Annotated in this window: 21 protein-coding genes and 1 pseudogene; 9 read left to right on the top strand and 13 right to left on the bottom strand. The window is 54.4% G+C overall.

Annotation, left to right across the window (positions count from 1 at the left end):
• Nucleotides 1-7: 7 nt before the first annotated feature.
• Both hutI and hutG read left to right on the top strand, forming a co-directional pair.
• Nucleotides 8-1,216 (top strand): imidazolonepropionase, encoded by a 1,209-nt coding sequence (gene hutI / locus ACKQAD_RS08530; protein WP_409159763.1) that lies wholly within the window; start codon nt 8-10, stop codon nt 1,214-1,216.
• Nucleotides 1,209-2,012 carry an N-formylglutamate deformylase gene (hutG, locus tag ACKQAD_RS08525; protein WP_409159762.1) on the top strand — a complete coding sequence of 268 codons (804 nt, stop codon included), beginning with the start codon at nt 1,209-1,211 and terminating at the stop codon, nt 2,010-2,012. The genes hutI and hutG overlap by 8 nt, the downstream gene beginning before the upstream one ends.
• A gap of 550 nt (nt 2,013-2,562) precedes the next feature.
• On the opposite strand, the gene ACKQAD_RS08520 is transcribed toward hutG, so the two are convergent.
• Together ACKQAD_RS08520 and ACKQAD_RS08515 are read right to left on the bottom strand one after the other, a co-directional pair.
• Nucleotides 2,563-2,865, bottom strand: coding sequence for a type II toxin-antitoxin system RelE family toxin (locus tag ACKQAD_RS08520; RefSeq protein WP_409159761.1), 303 nt, complete (start codon nt 2,863-2,865; stop codon nt 2,563-2,565).
• Nucleotides 2,862-3,113 (bottom strand): type II toxin-antitoxin system Phd/YefM family antitoxin, encoded by a 252-nt coding sequence (locus tag ACKQAD_RS08515; RefSeq protein WP_409159760.1) that lies wholly within the window; start codon nt 3,111-3,113, stop codon nt 2,862-2,864. The genes ACKQAD_RS08520 and ACKQAD_RS08515 overlap by 4 nt, the downstream gene beginning before the upstream one ends.
• A 254-nt stretch (nt 3,114-3,367) precedes the next feature.
• Here ACKQAD_RS08515 and ACKQAD_RS08510 point away from each other — a divergent pair, with 254 nt between their 5' ends.
• Nucleotides 3,368-4,273: a siderophore-interacting protein gene (locus tag ACKQAD_RS08510; protein WP_409159759.1), complete on the top strand. Its 906-nt coding sequence runs from the start codon at nt 3,368-3,370 to the stop codon at nt 4,271-4,273.
• 34 nt (nt 4,274-4,307) lie between these two features.
• On the opposite strand, the gene ACKQAD_RS08505 is transcribed toward ACKQAD_RS08510, so the two are convergent.
• On the bottom strand, nt 4,308-4,427 hold the full coding sequence (locus tag ACKQAD_RS08505; RefSeq protein WP_409159815.1) for a hypothetical protein: 120 nt from the start codon (nt 4,425-4,427) through the stop codon (nt 4,308-4,310).
• A 472-nt stretch (nt 4,428-4,899) separates the two neighbouring features.
• Here ACKQAD_RS08505 and ACKQAD_RS08500 point away from each other — a divergent pair.
• Nucleotides 4,900-4,992 (top strand): annotated as a pseudogene (locus ACKQAD_RS08500) (LysE family translocator); the annotation flags it as partial.
• Between the two features lie 45 nt (nt 4,993-5,037).
• Here the strand turns inward: ACKQAD_RS08500 and ACKQAD_RS08495 are convergent.
• The gene (locus ACKQAD_RS08495) at nt 5,038-5,910 is read right to left on the bottom strand and encodes a LysR family transcriptional regulator (RefSeq protein ID WP_409159758.1); all 873 of its coding nucleotides are present in this window, start codon (nt 5,908-5,910) and stop codon (nt 5,038-5,040) included.
• A gap of 102 nt (nt 5,911-6,012) precedes the next feature.
• On the opposite strand from ACKQAD_RS08495, the gene ACKQAD_RS08490 reads away from it, so the two are divergent.
• Nucleotides 6,013-6,522 carry a phenolic acid decarboxylase gene (locus ACKQAD_RS08490; protein WP_409159757.1) on the top strand — a complete coding sequence of 170 codons (510 nt, stop codon included), beginning with the start codon at nt 6,013-6,015 and terminating at the stop codon, nt 6,520-6,522.
• A gap of 51 nt (nt 6,523-6,573) precedes the next feature.
• On the opposite strand, the gene ACKQAD_RS08485 is transcribed toward ACKQAD_RS08490, so the two are convergent.
• From ACKQAD_RS08485 to ghrB, 7 genes are all read right to left on the bottom strand, one after another.
• Nucleotides 6,574-7,707 (bottom strand): alkylhydroperoxidase domain protein, encoded by a 1,134-nt coding sequence (locus ACKQAD_RS08485; protein WP_409159756.1) that lies wholly within the window; start codon nt 7,705-7,707, stop codon nt 6,574-6,576.
• The gene (locus ACKQAD_RS08480; RefSeq protein WP_409159755.1) at nt 7,704-8,738 is read right to left on the bottom strand and encodes a putative FMN-dependent luciferase-like monooxygenase; all 1,035 of its coding nucleotides are present in this window, start codon (nt 8,736-8,738) and stop codon (nt 7,704-7,706) included. The genes ACKQAD_RS08485 and ACKQAD_RS08480 overlap by 4 nt, the downstream gene beginning before the upstream one ends.
• A 1-nt stretch (nt 8,739) precedes the next feature.
• Entirely contained in the window at nt 8,740-10,473 is a 1,734-nt protein-coding gene (locus ACKQAD_RS08475) for a dipeptide ABC transporter ATP-binding protein (RefSeq protein ID WP_409159754.1), read from the bottom strand.
• Nucleotides 10,470-11,330 (bottom strand): ABC transporter permease, encoded by an 861-nt coding sequence (locus ACKQAD_RS08470; RefSeq protein ID WP_409159753.1) that lies wholly within the window; start codon nt 11,328-11,330, stop codon nt 10,470-10,472. The genes ACKQAD_RS08475 and ACKQAD_RS08470 overlap by 4 nt, the downstream gene beginning before the upstream one ends.
• Nucleotides 11,327-12,271, bottom strand: a complete 945-nt coding sequence (locus tag ACKQAD_RS08465; protein ID WP_409159752.1) for an ABC transporter permease — start codon at nt 12,269-12,271, stop codon at nt 11,327-11,329. The genes ACKQAD_RS08470 and ACKQAD_RS08465 overlap by 4 nt, the downstream gene beginning before the upstream one ends.
• Before the next feature lie 27 nt (nt 12,272-12,298).
• The gene (locus ACKQAD_RS08460) at nt 12,299-13,933 is read right to left on the bottom strand and encodes a TIGR04028 family ABC transporter substrate-binding protein (protein ID WP_409159751.1); all 1,635 of its coding nucleotides are present in this window, start codon (nt 13,931-13,933) and stop codon (nt 12,299-12,301) included.
• A 304-nt stretch (nt 13,934-14,237) separates the two neighbouring features.
• Nucleotides 14,238-15,200, bottom strand: coding sequence for a glyoxylate/hydroxypyruvate reductase GhrB (ghrB, locus tag ACKQAD_RS08455; protein ID WP_409159814.1), 963 nt, complete (start codon nt 15,198-15,200; stop codon nt 14,238-14,240).
• A 309-nt stretch (nt 15,201-15,509) separates the two neighbouring features.
• Between ghrB and ACKQAD_RS08450 the strand changes: the two genes are divergently transcribed.
• Nucleotides 15,510-17,471 (top strand): methyl-accepting chemotaxis protein, encoded by a 1,962-nt coding sequence (locus tag ACKQAD_RS08450; RefSeq protein WP_409159750.1) that lies wholly within the window; start codon nt 15,510-15,512, stop codon nt 17,469-17,471.
• Nucleotides 17,472-17,491: 20 nt separating this feature from the next.
• Here the strand turns inward: ACKQAD_RS08450 and ACKQAD_RS08445 are convergent, their stop codons facing one another.
• On the bottom strand, nt 17,492-17,965 hold the full coding sequence (locus ACKQAD_RS08445) for an N-acetyltransferase (protein ID WP_409159749.1): 474 nt from the start codon (nt 17,963-17,965) through the stop codon (nt 17,492-17,494).
• Nucleotides 17,962-18,525, bottom strand: a complete 564-nt coding sequence (locus ACKQAD_RS08440; protein WP_409159748.1) for a DNA-3-methyladenine glycosylase I — start codon at nt 18,523-18,525, stop codon at nt 17,962-17,964. Before ACKQAD_RS08440 ends, ACKQAD_RS08445 begins: the two co-directional genes overlap by 4 nt.
• A gap of 289 nt (nt 18,526-18,814) precedes the next feature.
• Between ACKQAD_RS08440 and ACKQAD_RS08435 the strand changes: the two genes are divergently transcribed.
• The 3 genes from ACKQAD_RS08435 to glyS all read left to right on the top strand — a co-directional run bounded on the left by ACKQAD_RS08435 (nt 18,815) and on the right by glyS (nt 22,741).
• Nucleotides 18,815-19,621, top strand: a complete 807-nt coding sequence (locus ACKQAD_RS08435) for a sulfite exporter TauE/SafE family protein (protein WP_409159747.1) — start codon at nt 18,815-18,817, stop codon at nt 19,619-19,621.
• Nucleotides 19,622-19,747: 126 nt separating this feature from the next.
• The gene (gene glyQ, locus ACKQAD_RS08430; RefSeq protein WP_409159746.1) at nt 19,748-20,662 is read left to right on the top strand and encodes a glycine--tRNA ligase subunit alpha; all 915 of its coding nucleotides are present in this window, start codon (nt 19,748-19,750) and stop codon (nt 20,660-20,662) included.
• 9 nt (nt 20,663-20,671) lie between these two features.
• Nucleotides 20,672-22,741 carry a glycine--tRNA ligase subunit beta gene (gene glyS / locus ACKQAD_RS08425; protein WP_409159745.1) on the top strand — a complete coding sequence of 690 codons (2,070 nt, stop codon included), beginning with the start codon at nt 20,672-20,674 and terminating at the stop codon, nt 22,739-22,741.
• The last annotated feature ends 89 nt before the right edge of the window (nt 22,742-22,830 follow it).

The raw sequence follows: 22,830 nt of genomic DNA, 5'->3' as shown, positions 1-22,830 counted from the left end.
GAGCGACATGTATACCCTTTGGCACCACTGTCAGATTACCACTATGCAGGGCGGCCGCTACCAGCTGCTTGCTGATGGTGCGATGCTGACCGACGGCGCAACGTTATTCTGGGTCGGCAACAAGGAGGATTTGCCGGATCTGCCCATCGCCCGCCGTGTGGATTTACAGGGCCGGGTCGTCACGCCGGGGCTGGTAGATTGCCATAGTCATGCGGTATTTGGCGGCGATCGGGCCTGTGAATTTGAAATGCGCCTTACCGGAGCGAGCTATGCAGAAATTGCCGCAGCGGGCGGGGGCATCGCCAGCACGGTGAACGCCACGCGGCAGTCCAGTGAAAGCGAACTGCTGGAAAATGCCTGGCAGCGGGTTAAGGCGCTGTGTCAAGATGGCGTGACTGCGCTGGAAATAAAGTCCGGCTACGGCCTTGATTTGGTAAACGAGCGCAAAATGCTGCGGGTGATTCGCCAGTTGGGCGAATCGTTGCCGCTAACCGTGCGCTGCACCTGTTTGGCGGCCCATGCGGTGCCGGTAGAGTATCAGGATCGGGCTGACGCCTGGATTGATTATATCTGCGAGAAACTGCTTCCGGAGCTGCATCAGGAAGGGCTGGTAGATGCAGTGGACGCGTTTTGCGAACACCTGGCTTTTTCACCTTCACAGGTGGAGCGGGTATTCCAGACGGCGCAGCAACTGGGTCTGCCGGTAAAACTCCACGCCGAGCAGTTGTCGCTACAGCATGGAGCGGCGCTGGCCGCTCGCTACCAGGCGCTGTCGGCGGATCATCTGGAATATTTGTGCGAAGAAGACATTGCCGAGATGGCTCGCCAGAGAACGGTGGCCGTGTTGCTGCCCGGCGCGTACTACTTCCTGCGTGAAAAACAGCTTCCGCCGCTGGAACTGCTGCGCCAGTACCGGGTGCCTATTGCCCTCGCCAGCGATTTAAATCCCGGCACCTCGCCGGTGTTGTCCCTGCGTCTGATGATGAATATGGCCTGTACTCTGTTTCGCATGACGCCAGAAGAGGCGCTGGCCGGGGTGACGCTTAACGGCGCGAAGGCGCTGGGGCTGGAGGCGGTTTGCGGTTCTCTGGAAGCCGGAAAAGAGGCCAGTTTTGTGGTGTGGGATATTGACCATCCGGCGGAACTGAGCTACTGGATGGGGGGCTCCCTTTCGAAACAGGTGATTTATCAAGGTAAGGAGGTTTATCGTGATTAAGGCGTTTGATTTCCGGCAGGGGAACCTGCCGCTGCTGGTTAGCATGCCCCATCCAGGAACGTTATTAACCCCAGAGGTCGCCCGTGGCCTTACGCCCAGGGCGCAGCGTCTGGAAGATACTGACTGGCATATTCCCTTGCTTTATCAGACCATCGCGGACATGGGGGCCAGTACGCTGTGCGCCCGCTATTCCCGCTACGTGGTGGATATCAACCGCCCGGCGGACGATAAGCCGCTTTATAGCACGGCGACTACCGGGTTGTTTACTGATATCTTTTTTGACGGCGAAGCCCTGTTTCAGCCAGGAGGTGCTCCAGATGAAGAGGCGAAGGCCGCGATTTTGGAAAACGTCTGGCAGCCTTATCATCAGGCGTTAGCTGATGAACTGGTGCGTCTGCGTGAGAAATTTGGCTATGCTCTACTCTGGGACGCACACTCGATCAAATCCGTGGTACCGCGGTTGTTCGAAGGGCGTCTGCCAGATCTGAACTTCGGCACGGCCGATGGTGCCAGTTGCTCGCCATCACTCAGCCGAGCGCTGCTGGCAAGCTGCGAGGCGTTCCCGAACTACAGCCGAATACTCAACGGCCGTTTTAAGGGCGGGTATATCACTCGCCACCACGGCGATCCCGCGAACCATATTCATGCGGTACAGATGGAAATGTCTCAGTGCTGCTATATGGATGAAGAGAGCTTTGCCTATCTTCCTGAGAAGGGTCGGCAGGTGCAACGCCTTTTGGAGAAGCTGATTAATACTGCATTACACTGGGGGAGGGAGCAGTACGGTGCCTCCTGAACGTTACATTTTTCCCCTTCCCCTTATCTGCCGGCATCATTGGGTGCGCAGATGAGGCAAGGGTCATAAAATCCAGCAGAATGGCTTAGTCCGTCTGCCCGGTTAGTTGCCGTTCTGGGAAAATAAAAAGCTGAAGGCCTTGGTTCATGGTTAGGAAACTGGAAAGGCGTTTTAAAAATATCCTTTCCATGAACTATGCTGTCGGAAGCGCAGTGGCGGTGCACAACCTGGACTCTTAAGGCGATAAAGTTTGATGATGTACTGTGGGGGGCGAACGCTCGCTTTTTTCACAATAAAAACAGTCTGGGAAATGTTATCGCGATTAAGCAGCAGTTCAAACATCTCTACCTTCAGATGTCAGAGTGGTATTGCGAAGGCGGTATCCCTTCCAGGCTTCATGATGTGGACATCGATGCAGAACTGCACAAAGATAACCACTGCGGGATACGAGCAAATAGCCCGTAAATACGTCCTGGTTTAAAGGCATTGGAGTCCTGTCAGGAAGCCATGGCAAAGACATCATGAAGATGCGTAGTGACCTCCCACTAATTTATAGGATATGGGACAGCCTCATTCGCTCACTCGCCAGATGATAAACGCCACTACGCTCACGTTTGTCTACCGCCACCACGGCGATAACCAATATGTGGTCAATGACTTCGTAAACCAAACGAAAGCCTGACGTTCGGAGCTTTATTTTGTAGCAATCCTTCATCTCCCGTAACTTTGCCGAAGGAGCATGGGGATTTTCGCAGCATTTTTTTAGTTTTTTGGCGAATTGCTGTTGGATAGTCGTATCGAGTTTGAGCCATTCTTTTAGCGCCTCTTCCCTGAATTTGACGCGATAGTTCATAGGAAACTATCCAAATCCACCTCAACGAGCGGCTGGTTTTTTCGTTCACCGATCAGCTTAATCAGCTCCTGATCGTCCAGCGCATCCAGCATTTTTTCGTAGAGACCCGCAGGAATACAATAAAACGCCGGCTGGTTGCGGTTCAGGATAGCGACAGGTAGGCCGCCGCCAGCGTTGACCGTCGCCATCGGGCTCTTTTTCAGTTCACTGACGCAGGCACTGGTATCACTTAATATAATATTCGGCATGATAGACCTGTAATGACGGGTTAGCAGGTCTTTAAAATAAGTAAGCCAAGACCTGTTAACACGTCTTTTGATGATTTTTTGTGCCTGTGCCGAATAGCTTCCTGCCACGGAATGGAGAAAATGCTGCTTTTATCACGGCATTTACTTGAATGGTGATAATGATTATCGTTAGTGTTTTGTTTATGGTAAGTTGCATCAAATGGGTTTGATCCCGCTGACTGATTTTTCCTTACAAAACATACGGCTTTCTTACTATGTCTTCAGCTACCCGTACAACGTCTTCAGCCTATCGGTTGTTCAACTTACGCTTAGAGAGTAAGACGCTGCTCTCGCCTTCATTAGCTCGCTGTGTGTTTACCGGGCCGGAAGTGCGCCAGATGAAACTGGACGCGCCGGATCAGCGTATCAAGCTGCTGTTCGCCAGTGAAAGCGGGGAACTGACGCCGATGGCTGTGAGCGATACTTGGTATCAGGACTATCTGGCGCTACCGCGCGAGCGTCGTCCGATTTTACGTACCTATACGCTGCGCTCCGTCTCGCGTGAGTCACAGCAGGCGTCGATCGATTTTGTATTGCACGGCGATACCGGGCCAGCCTCAAGCTGGGCGAACCACGCCAAGCCGGGCGATACGTTACAGATTGTCGCGCCCAACGCGGAAGCCGATGGCGACAGCGGCGGCTATGAGTGGGCACCGCACGATGGTGTTGAGCAGGTGCTGCTGATTGCGGATGAGACGGCGCTGCCAGCGGCAATGGGGATTCTCGAACTGTTGGCGACCCAGCCTTCTCCGCCGTCGGTGCAGGCTTTTTTTGAAGTACCAAAAACGGCGGACTGCGTAACGTCGGGAAACTTCCCGTTTACACAAATCCACTGGTTGCCGCGTGAGGAAACGGGCAGCGCGATATGGGGCGAACGCTTGCTGGCTGCGGTGCAACAGGACGTGAAGATCCCCGCCAGCGCCTGTACCAACCGTGATGAGATCGCACAGGAGACGCCGGAAGATGAACTACTATGGGAGCGGGCAACGGCGCACCGTCCGTTTTACGCCTGGGCGGCGGGGGAATCATCTGCCATCAAACGGCTGCGCCGCTACCTGCTGGACGAGCGCCACCTCGATAAAGAAACGATCAACTTTATGGCCTACTGGTCGCGCCGCTAAAAGAAAATGTCAGGAGGGCGATTCCCTCCTGCGTTTATTTCCCCATCGTCCAGTGGAGAAATGCATCAAGACTGGGAGAAATGGCTATTTTTCTGTCTTCGTTACGTCCACAGTTGATCACCTGTCCACGGGTGCCTTGTACATCGGGATCCAGATCGACAGCCAGATAGTTACCGCCCCAGTTATACGCGAAGGGAACCCACAGTGTTTTGTGTCATACGTTTCCCGTAGTGCCAGCAATACAGCGCGAGAAAATCATTCGGCACTGCCACACCGACTGTATGTAGGCACGGACTCGTTTTGCGTTGCGCCGGGGTTTAGATCTTCTGCTACTTCAGGCAATTGATTGATTAACCAGCTTTCTAGATCATTGAGTCTGCGCGTCTCATTTTTCGCTGTCGTTGTGTGCTGTTGAGTTGTATGGCCTGACTGAAAATAAGGGGGGTCATGCCCTATCGTATAGTCGGCAGAGATCGCTAATAAGCTAGTGTGTTAGCTAACTTGCATCATTCTTGATGAGGATAGCGCATTCTGTGGTTTTCCTGTTGGCGTGATGAATCACCGTGACTTTGACCGAATCGCTGATGGCTTTTACGTTTGCCGCGACGTGCCCGCTGTTGCGTTTTCTGCGTCGCGGCTCGGTCGTGAAATGGATGGACCGAACGACAGGTGTTGTCTTTCTGGCCTTCGCCGCGCGCCTGGCGCTTTCCCGGCGGTAGGCGGCATGAGTTACGTATCGAAATTATCGACAATCCCCCCAGACATCAAATCTTGCCGAACAGCAGTGCGATGAGCGTCAGAATCTCTTTGCTGAGCGGCTGCCCTTTCTCTTCGGCTAACAGATAGAGCGGGGTGGTGCGCCTTTCCCCTTGCTGTAACGGCAATATTTGTAATTCACCCCGATTGAGGTGATCTGCAATCCGCGCTTCTGGCAACCAGCCGTAACCCACTTGATGTAAAACGGCCTGTGTGGCCGCTTCAAACGTGGTGAATGTCCAGCTTTCGGCAGAAGAGGGCTGCGTATGCGGCGTCGCGCGCGTCACAATCTCTACGCAGGGGTAGCGAGACAGTGCTTCATGGCTTAACGGCGTGGGGAGTGAGAAAAGTGGATGGTGGCAGTGTGCGACAGCGATGAAATCAACGTTCATCAGCCATTGTCCGGCGATGCCGTCGAGTTCACGCGATGTGATGACATAAATATCCGCCTCGCGTGCTTTCAATTGTTCCGGCGTTTCATTACGCAGCACTTCGGTCAGGTGGATACGTGTGGCCGGATGCTGTTTTTGAAAGGCGCTGAGCAACTGGAATAGGCGATCTTTGGGGAAGGTACTGTCGACAACCAGATTGATGCTGGCCTGTTCGCCCATTTTTAGAGAGTGGGCGCGGGTTTCCAATACATGAATGGACCGTATTACGGGTCGCGCCTGTGCCAGCAGGCTTTCACCCTCTGGCGTCAGCTCGGCTTTGCGTCCGTGGATGGTGAGTAGCGCGATGCCCAGTCGCTCTTGTAACAGAGAAAGCTGGTAGCTAACTGAAGACTGGCTGCGATGAAGCGCATTTGCCGCCTGCGTATAGCCGCCCAAATCAATCACCGCCTGAAGGATTTCCCACTGTTCCAGCGTCGTCTTTGCCATCATTGTTAATATATCTAAATATTGAATTATTTACCCATAAAAATAGCATTATTAATCGAATTAATAAAACTATAGAGTGAGTTTACCTACTTCAGGAGAACTATCATGCCATCATTTAATCAACACGATCTGAGCCATTTTGTGGGAAAACATCTGGTCTATACCTATGATAATGGCTGGAATTACGAACTGTATGTCAAAAATGCCAACACCATAGACTACCGTATTCATAGCGGTCTTGTTGGCAACCGTTGGGTGAAGGATCAGCAGGTGTATATCGTGCAGGTCGCCCGCGAGGTTTATAAAATTTCATGGACAGAGCCAACGGGGACAGACGTCAGCCTGATTGTTAACATTGCCGATAAGCTCTTTCACGGCACTATCTTCTTCCCGCGTTGGATCATCAATAATCCAGAGAAAACGGTGTGCTTCCAGAACGAACACATCGCTGAAATGGAAGCGTATCGCGAAGCGGGCCCGGCGTACCCTACAGAAGTCATTGATGAGTTCGCCACCATCACGTTCATCCACGATTGTGGAGAGAACAACAATGATGTCATCAACTGTCCTGCCAGCGAATTGCCTGCGGATTTCCCTGCCAACCTGAAAAAATAGGCAGCAACAGGTGGCACGGATGCCGTGCCGCCCGCTTGCGCAGGCATTGGGTTAATGCTCCGGCCAGAACGGTTCGCCCAGCGTTAGCATCAGTCGGTTGGCCCATGAGAAGAAGGCGGCTGACTGCACCACATCGACAATTTCCATTGTATCCAGCCTTTGTTCTTGTAACTGCTTCAGATCGTTGGCGTTGACCTGCGCGGGTGTGGCGGAAAGGCGCGCTGAGAAATCAATAATCGCCTGCCAACGCGGACTTTGGCCGATGCCCAAATCGCCACCGGGAACGACATCCAGCAGCCGCTGCACATCGCTATCCTGTTTGGAAAGCTGGCTGGCTTTACGCGCGTGTACCGAGGCGCAGTAAATGCAGCCATTGACCTTGCTGGTGACGGCGGCGATCAGTTCGCGTTCTTTGCGCGGCAGGCCGCCAGCGGTATAGAAAATCCCTTTATCCGTCAGTGTGCGCTGTTCCAGTACCGGGAGATTGCGGCCTAGCAGACGAAAATAGTCGGAATCGGTGTGGCCGAAACGCGCCAGAATCGCCTGCTCATCCGCATTAAATTCGGCCAGCGGTTTGGGGGCGATCCACGGTTCCCAGCCCAGCTCTGCCTGAGTAAACGCCTGCGGTGCAGATTTACCACTGTGCGTCAGCGGTTGCGTATGCCACTGACCCGCGACGGCGGCCTGTGAATGCGGCTGACTGACGCGATGGCCGGCAATCAGGCGATAGCCGCGCAGCAGCCGGCTTTGAAAATTCACAAATGCGATGAGCTGCGACAGCGTCACGATATCGTTTACCGACCAGCCCGCCTGCGCCAAAGCGCTGACATGGGACGCTGTGGCCTGCACGGGCGTTTTCGTCAGGCGTTCGGCGTGATCCAACGCCAGTTGTAGCGCGGGTGTCGGCGTGGGTTCCGGGAAGTCTGCCAGTCGCTCGGTATAGAAATGTTGTAGCTGCTCATCCTGCTGCCAGCCGCTAATCTTTGCGGCAAACCAGAAGCGCAGCGATAGCGGCAGTGTCGCATCGTCTGCGGTGTTGGCATTAAACAGCGCATCGTAGCTGCCCTGAGTGTGTCGAGTTGCTGCATCGCGGGTTTTTCTGGCTGCGGCGAGGGCGGAGTCCGGGCCGATTTCGGCCAGTGCATCCAGTACGTCAGGGGTGTGTAACGTGTTAGCGTGCGTCATGCGATCTCCTGCCCAAGCGGGCTTTTTTGTTTTACGGCGGGCTTCCAGCCCAAAGCGGGGGCGACCTGAGTCGCAATCAGTTCAAGTGAGCGTAGAATCAATGCGTGCGGCGGGTCGATGGAGTGCACCTGGAATGTCACATCGGTCGCACGCTCCAGCGAGCTGTCTGCCCGAAGTGACGTGATAACATCCTGGGCGGTGCCGACATGGCTATCGAAGGAGGCAATCAGCGCCTCTACCGAGTCGTGAGGAATCGGTCGGAACGTGCCGGAACGGGCGGCGGAGCGGTTAAGCCCTTTTTCTGCCAGACTCAGTGCCAACTGGCGATCGTCAGCCACGAAAACGCTGCGCGAGCTGAGGATGCGCGGTGCGACGCCGGCGGGTAACGCGGCCAGATAAGCATCGATCATTGGATTTTGCAGGTCAGCCAGCGTGGCGTCCGGGAAATGCTCCGGGCGCGGCTGGGTGCGAGAGAGCATCAGACCATCGCCCGCTTTACCCGCTCGCTCTGCGCCTTCAATGGAGAACGTGGCTTGCCAGACGCGTTTATCTAAATGTGGCGCAGCAGGATAGAGCTGATTACCGTCTTCACTCAAGGCTTCTCCCCGCCACGCGGCACGCAGTTTCTCCAGATGTCGTCCGAGGATCTGGCCGCGCTGTGCACTGTCATGGCCGAACGCGGCAAAGGAGGATGGCGTACCGCCAGAACCCACGCCGATCTCTAATCTGCCGTTGCTGAGTAAATCGAGCACGGCGGTATCTTCCGCCACGCGCAGCGGCTCTTCCATCGGCAACGTAATTACGCCGGTGCCGAGTTGGATGCGGTGCGTGCGTGCGGCAACCAGCGCCAGAAACACCAGCGGTGAAGGTAACCCGCCTTCATCGGCGTGAAAGTGGTGCTGCGCGACCCAGGCGCTGTCGAATCCGAGTTGTTCGGCTTTGACGATCTGTTCCGTCGCCAGCCGATAGCGCTGCTGAGCGGAAGCGTCATCCAGCAATCGCGTGAAAAATCCCAGCCGTTTCGTTGTCATTCTACAGTCCTTGGTTTAGTGCCATTTTTTCAGCGTGAATGTGTTTCAGAGTGAATGTGGATTCAGTACGAATGTGAGAGTGATGCGAATGGGCAAAAGCCGGATGTTGCTGCCCGGGGATGGCCTCGATGAGTTCACGGGTATAGCGATGTTCGGGCTGGGCGAAGATCTGCTCCACCGGGCCGGATTCAAGCTGCTTACCGTGGTAAAGCACGGAAACGGTGTCGGCGATCTGGCGTACCACCGCCAAATCGTGTGAGATGAACAGATACGTTAACCCGAGTGATTCCTGTAATTCGGTCAGCAAACGTAGAATCTGTGCCTGCACGGTGACATCCAGCGCGGAAACGGCCTCGTCCAACACCAGTACCTGTGGTTCCAGCACCAGCGCCCGGGCGATAGCAACACGTTGGCGTTGGCCACCGGACAACTCACGCGGTTTGCGTGACAGCAGCGCGGCTGGCAGGGCGACGCGCTCGAACATCTCATGAATTTTTCGCTCCCGCTGCGCGGCGGTATGGCGATTAAAATTGCGCAGTGGTTCTTCAACGATGTCGTACAACTGCTGTGACGGATCGAGTGAGCCAAAAGGATTTTGATAGACCAACTGAATTTTCTGCCGGAACTGCCGTAGCGCTTCACCTTTCAGGTGGGTGATATCGGTGCCGTCGATCAGGATGCGCCCGGCACTGGGGTGATGAAAGCCGAGCAGACTGCGCGCTGTAGTGGTTTTACCTGAGCCGGATTCGCCGACAATAGCGTGTGTTGTGCCGCGCGCCACGCGGAAAGAGACGTCATCTACCGCCCGAAAGTATTCCCCTTTACGGCCTGACAAGGGGAAGGTCTGCACCAGATTTTCAACCGAGACAATAATGTCAGATCCCGATGTATTGTTGCGCGGTGGACGCGGCGTTGGGTTTAGCGACGGGACGTTAGCCAGCAGCGTACGGGCATAGTGGCTTGAGGGCGCGCTGAGTACCTCAAGCGTAGGGCCTTGCTCCTGAATATAGCCGTTCTGGAAGACCAGAAGCCGATCGGCACGCTCGGCCGCCACACCCAGATCGTGGGTGACGAACAGCACCGCTGTGCCATTTTCGCGTCGTAGTTCATCAAGCAGATCGAGAATACGTTTCTGTACCGTGACATCCAACGCGCTGGTGGGTTCATCGGCAATAATCAGCGCGGGTTTTAGCGCAATCGCAATCGCGATCAGGACGCGCTGTTTCATGCCACCGGACAGTTCGTGCGGGTACTGCTTTGCGCGCAGTTCCGGCTGGTTTAGCCCCACGCGCTCCAGCAGGGCCAGCGTTTTCTGGCGGGTAGTCTGGCGATCTTCCCGTTGATGAATCCGCAGAATCTCGTCTACCTGCTCACCGATGGTCTGTACCGGATTCAGGGAACTGGTGGGATCCTGCGGGATCAGACTGATCTGCGCGCCGCGCACGCTGTCCAGTCGCTTCTGCGACCAGCCGCTGATATCTATGCCATTGAGCCGAATGGCACCGCGCGTTAACCGACCATTTTCGGCCAGCAAACCGATAACCGCCTGCGCGGTGGTGGTCTTCCCTGAACCGGATTCCCCGACCAGCGCGACCACTTCTCCAGATTGAATATGAAAAGAGACGCCTTCCACCACGGTCTGCTCACGATCGTCACTGCGGTAGGTAATCGTAACGTTTTCCAGAGCCAACACGGGCACTGCCGCGCCGGTTTGTAAGCTGGCTGACAGGCTCATCGTGCCGTTCTCCTGATTGACTGGCTGATGCGGTTAGCGGACAGCACAACGAGTACCACCACCAGACCGGGGAAGGTGGTTAGCCACCACGCGGTGGCGATGTAGTTACGACCCTCGGCGATCAACAGGCCCCATTCCGGTGTGGGCGGCGGTGCGCCGTAGCCGAGGAAGCTGAGTGTGGAGATGGCCAGAATCGCGCTACCGAATTGCAACGCGGCAAAGGCGAAAACGGTGGTCAGTGAGTTCGGCAGAATATGCCGCCATAACACGCTGAAAAAGGTGCCGCCGCTGCCATAGGCGGCTTCGACATAGTCGCTGTGGCGCACGCGCAGCACTTCTGAACGCACCAGACGGGTGAAGCTGGCGACGGAGGTGACACCTACGGCAATCGCGGCGTTAACCGTGCCGAAACCCAACAGGATGATGACGCTTAATGCCAGCAGCAGGCCGGGGATGGCCAGCAACACATCAATGCTGCGCATCACAACGCTATCCAGCCAGCCGCCAACGGCACCCGCCAAGAGACCGAACAGGCTGCCAAGTACCAGACCCAGCCCGACGGCGATGACCGCACCAGAAAGTGAGTGCACCGCGCCATAAACGATACGTGCATAGAGGTCACGCCCTAGCTGATCGGTACCGAGCCAGTAGTCTGCATCGGGTGCCAGCCGCTGTGCGCCCGCGATGCCTTCCGTCGGGCTATAGCTGGTAAACCAGCCGGGGAACAGCGCCCAGAGTGCGACGGTCAGCATAACCAGCCAGGCCAGAACCAGCCCCGGCTGAAAGGTGTAGCGACGCAGAAGCGGCCGCTTGCGCAGAAGAGGAAACGTGATTTTTTCCAGTTGTACGGTAGTCATAGCGTGGCTCCTGGCGTGCTTTTCAGGCGCGGGTCAAGAAGGGGATAGAGCAGGTCGACGGCCAGATTGACGACAACAAAGGCGGCGGCGGAAATCAGTACGATGGCCTGTAGCACACTGCTGTCCTGATAGTTCACGGCTTCCTGCGTCAACTGACCAAGCCCGTTAAGGCCAAACACGGTTTCGGTAATCAGTGCCCCCGCAATCAGCTCGCCCAACAGCAGACCGGCGATGGTCAGCGTGGGCAGCATGGCGTTACGCGCGATATGTCGCCAGAGCACGCCGCTGCGGCTGGCCCCTTTGGCGCGGGCGACGGCAACAAACGGCTGGGTTTGTACCTGATCGATGCTGCGCATTAGCACCTGAGCCAGCGGGGCGGAGATCGGTAGCGCCAGCGTGAGAACGGGCAGAATCAGGCCTTCCCATTCGCCAGGGTTAATCACCGGAATCAACCCCAAACGGAAAGAGAAGACCTGAATCAGCACGATGCCCAGCCAAAAGGTCGGCACGGAAATAAACAGCGACGGTAGCGATTGCAGCGTGCTTCGTAGCCACTGGAACGGTGTGAGCGTCGATAAGAATGCGAGAGCAAATGCCAGCAGGCCAGCGGCAATAAAACCCAGCACCGCGAGCAGCAGCGTCGGCGGCAGATTCGCGGCAATCAGTTCGGTGACTGGCACGCCCGCCTGAAGAGAGAGGCCGAGATCGCCACGCAGTATCTGGGTTATCGCATGAAAATACTGCGTGAGTACCGGCGTATCGGCGCTGTAAGACAACCGCAACTGCGCGATCTGCTCGGCGCTCAGACCGAGCTCTGGGTTTTGAAACTTAATCAGTACGGCATCACCCGGCATCGCCTGAAGCAGGATAAAAGACAGGGTGAATGCCGCCCACAGGACGAGCAGTGCCTGACCGATGCGCAGTGCCAGATATCGGTTCATGATGATCTTCTCCCCCCTTCTTCTGTGCTACTTATCCAGCCAGGTGTTGTAAAAGCTAGGGCGGCCTACGGCTTCAAACGCGATACCTTTGGTGGTGGGCGCACCAGCAAACACCTGGGGTTCTTCAAAAATAGGGATGACGTAAGCCTGATCGATCAGGTAGTTTTGCACCTCTCCCACCAGAGCCAGTCGCTTGCTGCGGTCGGTTTCCGCGGCGATGCCATCCAGCAGCGTATTCAGATGTGCATCCACAAAGGTGCTCACCTTGTCGCTGGAACCGCCTTTTTGCAGCAGGACATTACGTACCGTCGGGTAATACTGGCTTTTCAGCACGTCTGGGTCGGCACGGCCAACCATTGCCGGTGCCACGCCGGTTTTCAGTGGATCGAGGCTATCGACGGTTTTGCTGCCTGCGTCACCCGCCAGCACGTTCAGCTTCACGCCGACTTTTGCCCACTGTTGAGAAACCAGTTGCAGGGTTTCTTTGTTCTGCGGCTGTGGCAGCGATTCATAAGCCGTGAGTTCCAGCGTTTTGCCGTCTTTTTGCCGCAATCCTTGCGAACCGGTTTTCCATCCCGCTTCATCTAGCAGTTTGTTGGCCAGTGCGGGATCGAAGGCCAGCTTGCTGGAGAGATCGACATAGCCGGCGGCGGTTTTAGCCAGTGGTGAGGTGGCCTGTGGGTAGTTGTCAGAGAACAGCGTATCAATGATCTCTTTGGTGTTGGTGGCGTGCAGTAGCGCTTTACGCACGCGAATATCAGCGACCAGTGGGTTATCCGGGCGGAAAACCACGCTGTTATTCACGCCGCGTGTCGGTGGCGCATAAAGATTGAAGCCCTGACTTTGCACCCGTTTTTCATCGTAGGCCTGGATCTGACGAATGAAATCCGCCTGACCAGATACCAACGCGCCAATACGCACGCTGTCTTCCGGGGTGACCAGATAGGTAATGCTGTCCAGATAGGCACGTCCCTGATGCTTCGATTTAACCGGTGCCCAGTTGTAATCCTTACGGGCGGTCAGTTTCAGCTCGCGCCCCAGCTTCTCGCTGCTTACCACGAATGGGCCAGAGCCGATAATGTTCTTGGCATTACCTAACTGATTGAAATTGCGCTCAAGCGTACTGAGCGAAACCAGACCGGAACCGATGGCCGAGGTGCCTTGCAGGAAGCCTGGAGATGGCTTCTTAAAGTAAAACTTCACGGTGAGCGGGTCGATAACTTCGCTGCGCAGATAGTTATTGATGACCTCTGAAATTGGCTGGTTGAGCGCCGTATTTCCTAATCCGTAGGTATCGAAATTTTTCGCTACCGCGTTGGCATCCAGCGGCGTGCCGTCAGAGAAGGTAATGCCAGGACGAATCTTGAATGTGTATTCGGTGTTATCTGCGTTGACGGTCCAGGACTCTGCAACCCACGGTTCGATTTCCAGCGTTTCAGGGTTTTGGTACGTCAGTTTATCGGTAATCTGATTGAGAATGCCGCCGTTCGGATAAAACCCGCCTGCGGGTGTATAGAGATTGGTGTGCGCCTGCTGTTCCAGATAAATCAGCGTGCCGCCGATTTTTGGCGCCTCGTTCGCTGCTTGTGCGCTTAGCGCACCACCCAGGAGCAGAGAGGCAAAAAGAGTGAGTTTCTGATGAGGATGCAAAAAAGTCGCCACGATGGTTGTCCCTACAGGTAATGGTTTTTATTAACATTCTGTTTTATCAAGTAAATATGCGTATCGGTTACGTCCAGACGTAGGGGAATACGGCAGGAGACGTTAATCGTTCATTACAGCCGATACTTCCATAGGCGTTAGGAAACAGCAAAGAACAAAACTGGCATTGGTTATCCAGTTTTTAGGTAGGGAGAAGCGTGTTTTTTTGCGGAAATAGCCGCGTTTTACGTGTGATGACGGGTTTATTGAGTGGACAGCGGCCACGCTGCGAGCATGTCGTCGCAGCGCTAAGGTTGCTTGAGAGCTATTTCAACACCTGCGGATTTACGCAGTTTTCTTTTACCTGACCGCTCAGGGCGGCAATCAGATTATCGACAGCACAGGCGGCCATGCTGTAGCGGGTTTCGTGCGTGGCAGAACCGATATGCGGTAGCGCCACAACGTTAGGCAAATCCAGTAGTGGAGAATCGACGGGCAACGGTTCTTTGACAAACACATCCAGACCTGCGCCTTGAATGGTGCCTTTCACCAGCGCTTCCGTCAGCGCGTCTTCATCCACGACGGCACCACGACCGATATTAATCAAAATGGCGCTGGGTTTCATTTTTGCTAGCTGCTCGCGCCCAATCAGATGATGCGTTTCTGCCGTGAGCGGCAGCGTGATACAGAGGAAATCAGACTCGGCGAGGAGCGTATCGAGATCGCAATGACGGGCATTAAAGCGCTGTTCCGCTTCGGCGTGATGGCGGCGTGCGTTGTACAACACCGGCATGCTGAAACCAAAGTGAGCGCGTTGTGCGACGGCCAGACCGATGCGGCCCATCCCCAGAATGCCGATGGTTTTATGGTGAACGTCTATACCAAACCAGTCGCTGCCAACACCACCTTTCCATTCACCTGCTTTGACGCGTTCGGCCACTTCCACGACCCGACGCGCGCTGGCGAGCATCAGCGCCAGAACGGTATCCGCTACGGTTTCCGTCAGCACTGTCGGGGTGTGCATGAGGATTACCCCTTTTTCATTCAATGCATCGACGTTAAAGGTGTCGTACCCGACAGAAATGGTGGAGGCCGCGCGTAAACGCGGTGCGTGTTGCAAGAAGTCTTTATCGACCTTGCCGCCGGAACCAATGATGCCTTCGGCTGTTGCCAGAGCCGGGTGGTCGAGTGAAGGAAAGGCATCAAGTTCAGTGACGCTGAAATGTTGATCTAAACGAGCGCGCAGGTCGTCAGCAACGTTTTTGTACAGGATAACGCTAGGTTTCATCATAAACTCCAGCAGATTAAGGAAGTTAACGTAGAAATAGCTCATCAAATAATCGCGTAGCTGGCGGGAGACTGCAAGCGATACCGCCCCCGCATCTGCCCAAGGTTAACCGCGATTCATGGGGGATTTGCACGAGGGATAGGATGAACGATCGCATACGGGCGCTTAGCGTGAGTTTTTATGTCTTAATTGATTAATATATTTCATTTGTGATTTATATCACTCGCTTTCGGGTAAAGCATTACGACGACAAACCGATAACCCTATTTACGGGAATGTGTTAGGTGCGGTTTGTTAATGGGGGCGGAAATGCATTTTTTTACCAGGATTATGAGTAATCTCAAGGTGTCTCATAAGCTGTACGGCGGTTTCGGTGTTGTCCTGTTGCTGGTCATGATCGCGTCTGGCGTTAGCGCTATACGGTTTTTTATCATCCACGATCTGTATGTTAAAACGACGATTTTGAATGAAATGAATCATCAAATCGATCAGTCAAAAATGGCGAGAGTAAAATACTCATTCACCTTTGCGGAGGACAATCTCAAGAACCTTAATACCTACATTAGTCAGGCACACCAACTGAAAGAAAAAGCGAAAACCCTCACGTGGGAAGAAGATTATCTGTCTGATTTTAATAAACTTGATCAAGATTTCACAAACTATGATACCGATCTTACTGCCATGAAAGCCGCTGCCAGCGCGGTGGTCGATACGGCGAAGAAAATCAGCCAGGTTAACGCTTCCGATGCGTTAACGGCATTTATGACCGATCTTTCCGTCAGTGCGGATGAAAATGCGTTATCTATGCAGAAGGAAGCCCTCTCGTTACTGTTTCTCAAACTGGTGAACAGCACCTACACCTTACAAAGAGAGAATAGCGAGGTCGCATTTAACGCGCAGAAACAGGCCTATGCCGAATCGAAAGCCTCCTACGATGCGCTGGCATCCTCGGTCAGCGGCGATCGCCGTCGTGTGGTAGATTCATTCTGGCAAGCATTTGAAAATTATCACCAAACGGCTGAGCAGTATTACGCACTGCTGGGCCAGTTAAAAGCGACCGATGTCAAATTCCGAGCCACCGGAGACAGAATGACGAGTGACATCGGCAATATTCTGCAAAAGCTTGGTGCGAAAAATGATGACATTATCAATAGCTCTGTACTGCAAACTCTGATTCTAGGGGCGATAGCTATCGTATTTGGTTTATTGGTCGCCTGGTCTGTCACTCGGCAAATTACCCGACCCATTATAACCAACCTGAAACTGGCTGAACGTATCGCAAGCGGCGATCTTTCTGCGACTGTCACAGTAGAACGGTATGATGAGCTGGGACAATTAACGACGGCCATGATGATAATGACGGAGAAATTACGTCATTTAATAACTGATATTCGCCAAAGCGTATACAGCGTTGAGAGTGTTTCCTCGGACATTGCTGCTGGCAATAATGATTTATCATCACGTACCGAGCAGCAATCGGCGGCGATTGTAGAAACGGCAGCCAGTATGGAAGAGCTAACGGCTACCGTGAAAAACAACGCTGATAATGCCCGATATGCTAGCCAGATTGCCGGAGAAGCCTCAACTAATGCCAATCGCGGCGGGGATATTATTAACCACGTGATTAATACCATGAGCGATATTTCGGGTAGTTCGAAGAAGATCTCTGATATCACGACGGTGATTAATAGCATCGCTTTCCAGACCAATATTCTGGCATTGAATGCGGCGGTGGAAGCAGCCCGAGCCGGTGAGCAAGGGCGCGGGTTTGCAGTGGTCGCCAGCGAAGTGCGTAGCCTTGCTCAGCGCAGTTCACAGGCGGCAAAAGAGATCGAAAGCCTGATCTCAGAATCGGTTTCCCGCGTGGATGTCGGGACAGAGCTGGTTTCTCGGGCGGGAACGGCGATGGATGACATAGTGGCTTCTGTAAGTCGTGTGAATGACATCATGGAGGAAATCTCTTCGGCATCGGATGAGCAGAGCCGTGGGATTGCGCAAATCGGCAGTGCAGTGGCTGAAATGGATACCACTATTCAGCAGAATGCCGCCATGGTGAGCGAATCCTCCGTCGCGGCGAACTCGTTGCAGGAACAGGCCTCGAAGCTGGCAAAACTGATGTCGGTTTTCCATATATCTGATGCGGATGTTGCCGGTTTGCCAAGACTGCAAGGGGCGGGCTCCGGTAATGGTAACTCGGGTAATAAGACGACGGCTCGTCTTCCGACGCTCTCGTCGCGGGATAACGGAAGCGATAACTGGACAACGTTCTGATATCCCGCTGAGTCGATGACTCAGCGGTGACCGCCTAAACCGGGGGGAGTGGCATTGGCTGCTCCCTCGTTCGCCCATTGCATGATCAGTGCCGTGGCCTGCGTATCCTGATTGACGTTTTCCTCAACGACGACAAATCCCTGCTTATGGTAGAACCGACAGGCGCGCGTATTCTGCTGATACACTTCCAGGCTGAGTAAGGGAAACTGTGCCTGAACGTGTTGGATCAGCGCTGTACCAATCTGCTTTCCATAATAGGCTTGTTCTACAAACAGCGCGCCGATGAACCGTGCTTTCAGCACGCTGATAAAGCCGATGAGGCTCCCTTGTTCCTCATAAACCCAGGTTTGCGACTGGGGAATATAGATCTCACGTACCGCGCTGGCGCTGTCTCGCCAGTAACCTTCACGAATAAATGGATGCGCCAGAATGGTGCTCTTTAGCCAAAGCTGTATCAACGGTTCGAGATCGCGGTCGCGGTAAGGGCGAATCATGATGTGCTTGCCTGATGACAAAAACAGTCGGTGACATGGTCGTTGACCAGCCCACCTGCCTGCATGAAAGCATAGCAGATGGTTGAACCGATAAATTTGAAGCCGCGTTTCTTCAGAGCGTTGGACATAGCATCCGAAATGTCCGTTTTGGCCGGGACTTCTGCAAGTGAAGCGGGATGATTGAGACGCGGCTGGTGTCCGACAAAAGACCAAATGAAGTGCGAGAAGCTCTCTCCCTGACTTTCCATCGCCACCCACACTTTTGCATTGGTGATAATCGCCTCGATTTTTCCGCGATGGCGGATAATGCTGCTGTCCTGCATCAGCCGATCCACATCATCCTGCGTCATTTGCGCCACTCGTTCAGGATTGAACTGGTGGAAGCAACGGCGATAGTGTTCGCGTTTTTTCAGCACGGTGATCCAGGAAAGACCGGCCTGCTGGCCTTCCAGACACAGTAACTCAAACAGCTTCTGGCTGTCGGAGCAGGGCTTTCCCCACTCGTTATCGTGGTAATCCTGATATAAGGTGTCTTGTGTCACCCAACCGCAGCGTTGCATACCTTTCTCCTGATGATGGTGATGCCTTCATTGTAAGGCGGTCTGTCGCAATGTGGTGCGATGATGGCATTTATAATGCTGTATAAGCAACCAGTGTTTTGCAGGCGTGCTCGCAGATATGAAATGTCGTTTGCGGATGGGGCGGAAAGTCGTCGTGGAATCGTGAATAATGTTTTGCCAACAGCTTCGGGCTATTTATTAGCTTAAAGCTATTCATTAGCTTAGGGCTGTTTATTCGCTCAAAGCTGTTTACTCGATCATAAGAAAAGCATAGACAAGGGTACAGGGAATGGCAGTGGAGTGGATGGCAGCCTATCTGGCGTTAGGTGCGGTGGTCGGTTTTATGGCGGGGTTATTGGGTATTGGCGGCGGCGGCATTATGGTGCCGGTGCTGACGGCGCTTTTTGCTGCACAGGGTGTGGAGAATACACATTTGGTGCATCTGGCGTTGGGAACATCAATGGCGGCGATTGTCGTCACGGCGATTTCCAGCCTGCGCACGCATCATCAACATCAGGCGGTGCTTTGGCCTGTGGTCGTGCGGATTACGCCCGCTATCCTGATTGGGACATTCGCGGCCACCTGGCTGGCGACGCTGTTGCCGACGCGGGCGTTGGCGATCTTTTTCTCCTGTTTTATGGCCTATGTTTCGCTGCAAATGGTGCTGAATATCAAGCCAAAACCACAGCGCCAGTTGCCCGGTACGGCAGGCGTTTCTCTGGCGGGATTGGTGATTGGCAGCATTTCGGCACTGGTGGCGATCGGCGGCGGGTCGCTCACGGTGCCGTTCCTGACGTGGTGTAATGTCCGCATTCAGAACGCGATCGGCACGTCAGCCGCGGTTGGTTTACCCATTGCCCTTTCCGGCACACTGGGTTACATGCTCAATGGTTGGTCTGTGACCGGACTGCCCGACTACAGCGTCGGCTATGTTTCCCTGCCTGCCGTTCTCCTGATTTCTGCTGTTAGCTTCTTCACCGCGCCCGTTGGGGCGCGGCTGGCCCATCGTCTGCCCGTCGCGACGTTGAAAAAGGCCTTTGCCGCTCTGTTGCTGCTGCTGAGTTTGAAGATGTTACAGACCGTTTTTTCAGGCTGATCCTGAAATTTGAAAGATGATGACAGGGATTTGCACTTGTTACCGCATTCTGGCTGTATATCTTGCGGTCAGAGGGTATACTGGCGCATTCCTTATAAATCCACTTGTATCGCGCGCGAATCCAACATGCAAAAGTTTGATACCAAGACCTTTCAGGGCCTGATCCTGACGTTACAGGATTACTGGGCTCGCCAGGGCTGCACCATTGTTCAACCATTGGACATGGAAGTCGGCGCAGGCACTTCACATCCAATGACCTGCCTGCGGGCGCTGGGGCCAGAACCGATGGCCGCTGCCTATGTGCAGCCTTCTCGTCGTCCGACCGATGGGCGCTACGGCGAAAACCCGAACCGTTTACAGCACTATTACCAGTTTCAGGTCGTCATTAAGCCATCACCGGACAATATTCAGGAACTGTATCTGGGTTCCCTGAAAGAGCTGGGCATGGATCCGACCATTCACGATATTCGTTTCGTGGAAGACAACTGGGAAAACCCGACGCTGGGCGCATGGGGCCTGGGCTGGGAAGTCTGGCTGAACGGTATGGAAGTTACGCAGTTTACCTACTTCCAGCAGGTTGGCGGTTTGGAATGTAAACCGGTAACGGGTGAGATCACCTACGGTCTGGAACGTCTGGCGATGTACATTCAGGGCGTTGATAGCGTTTACGATCTGGTCTGGAGCGATGGCCCGTTAGGGAAAACTACCTACGGTGACGTGTTCCATCAAAACGAAGTCGAGCAGTCGACCTACAACTTTGAACACGCTGATGTTGATTTCCTGTTCAGCTGTTTTGAGCAATACGAGAAAGAAGCGCAGCACCTGCTGGCGCTGGAAAAACCGCTGCCTTTACCGGCTTACGAACGCATTCTGAAAGCAGCGCACAGCTTTAACCTGCTGGACGCACGTAAAGCGATCTCGGTTACCGAGCGCCAGCGCTACATTCTGCGTATTCGCACCCTGACCAAAGCGGTTGCGGAAGCCTACTATGCCTCTCGTGAGGCGCTGGGTTTCCCGATGTGTCATAAGAGAGAGAGCTAAGAGGCAGCCATGACTGACAAGACTTTTCTGGTGGAAATTGGCACGGAAGAGCTGCCGCCGAAGGCTCTCCGTAATCTTGCAGAATCCTTTGCCGCGAATTTCACGGCGGAGTTGGATGCCGCCAATCTGGCACACGGTGATGTAAGCTGGTTTGCCGCGCCGCGTCGTCTGGCGCTGAAAGTGGCACGCTTAAGCGCGTCTCAGCCCGATCGTGAAGTAGAAAAACGGGGTCCGGCGATTGCCCAAGCGTTTGATGCTGAAGGTAAGCCAACCAAAGCGGCAGAAGGTTGGGCGCGTGGCTGTGGCATCACCGTTGAGCAAGCTGAGCGTTTGACGACCGACAAAGGCGAGTGGCTGTTGTATCGCGCCCACGCGAAAGGCGAGCAGGCACAGGTGCTGCTGGCTGGCATGGTAAGTACGGCATTAGCGAAGCTGCCGATTCCAAAGCTGATGCACTGGGGTGATAAAGACACGCAGTTCGTCCGTCCGGTACATACCGTCACTATGCTGCTGGGTGACGAACTGATCCCCGGTCAGGTATTGGGTATCGACTCCGCTCGTACTATTCGCGGTCACCGCTTTATGGGTGAAGCTGAATTTACGATTGATAACGCCGAACAGTATCCGCAGATTCTGCTGGAGCGCGGTAAAGTCGTCGCCGACTACGATGCACGTAAAGCCAAAATCAAAGCTGATGCGGAAGAAGCCGCACGCAAGATTGGCGGTAATGCCGATCTGAGCGACAGCCTGCTGGAAGAAGTCACCTCGCTGGTGGAATGGCCAGTGGTACTGACCGCGAAATTTGAAGAAAAATTCCTCGCTGTGCCGTCCGAAGCGCTGGTTTACACCATGAAAGGTGACCAGAAGTATTTCCCGGTTTACGACAACAGCGGCAATCTGCTGCCAAACTTCATCTTTGTTGCCAATATCGAATCCAAAGATCCACAGCAGATTATTTCCGGTAACGAAAAAGTGGTGCGCCCGCGCCTTGCCGATGCCGAATTCTTCTTCAATACTGACCGTAAGAAGCGTTTGGAAGATCACCTGCCGCGCTTGGAAACGGTCTTGTTCCAGCAGCAGTTGGGTACGCTGCGCGACAAAACCGACCGCATTCAGGCACTGGCAGGCTGGGTGGCTGGTCAGATTGGCGCTGATGTGAATCATGCGACGCGTGCGGGTTTGCTGTCCAAGTGTGACCTGATGACCAACATGGTGTTTGAATTCACCGACACGCAGGGCGTGATGGGGATGCACTATGCGCGTCATGATGGCGAAGCGGAAGATGTTGCCGTTGCGCTGAATGAGCAGTATCAGCCACGCTTTGCAGGTGATGAACTACCGTCTTCCTCAGTGGCCTGTGCGCTGGCGATTGCCGACAAAATGGATACACTGGCAGGGATTTTTGGCATTGGCCAACACCCAAAAGGCGACAAAGACCCGTTTGCGCTGCGTCGTGCTGCCCTTGGCGTGCTGCGTATTATCGTCGAGAAACGCCTGCCGCTGGATTTGCAGACGCTGGCCGAAGAAGCGGTGCGCTTGTATGGCGCCAAGCTGACTAACGCCAACGTTGTGGATGATGTGATTGAGTTTATGCTTGGCCGTTTCCGCGCCTGGTATCAGGAAGAAGGCCACAGCGTGGATACCATTCAGGCGGTATTGGCGCGTCGTCCAACTCGTCCGGCAGATTTCGATGCCCGAGTGAAAGCCGTCAGCCACTTCCGTTCGCTGGATGCCGCTGCGGCCCTGGCAGCGGCTAACAAGCGCGTTTCTAACATTCTGGCGAAATCTAGCGATACGCTGAATGAGAGCGTCAACGCTGCTGTATTAAAAGATGCGGCGGAAATTACGTTGGCAACGCACCTTGTCGTGCTGCGCGACAAGCTGACACCGCTGTTTGCTGAAGGTCGCTATCAGGAAGCGTTGGTTGAGCTGGCCTCACTGCGTGAACCTGTCGATGCATTCTTCGATCAGGTGATGGTGATGGCGGAAGATGAGCAGGTGCGTGTGAACCGCCTGACGCTGCTAAGCCAACTGCGTGAACTGTTCTTGCAGGTTGCGGATATTTCCGTCCTGCAATAACGGCGATAGCGTTACCGTTGTCTCAACCCCCGAGTAGGTTCTCCTGTTCGGGGGTTATTTTTCCGCGTTGTAAACGTCCCGCCTCGCTG

This window comes from Pectobacterium artocarpous (genome assembly GCF_046159765.1).
Lineage (GTDB): Bacteria > Pseudomonadota > Gammaproteobacteria > Enterobacterales > Enterobacteriaceae > Pectobacterium.
The sequence above is the reverse complement of the archived record's forward strand: the minus strand, read 5'-3'. Positions and strand labels throughout refer to the sequence as shown.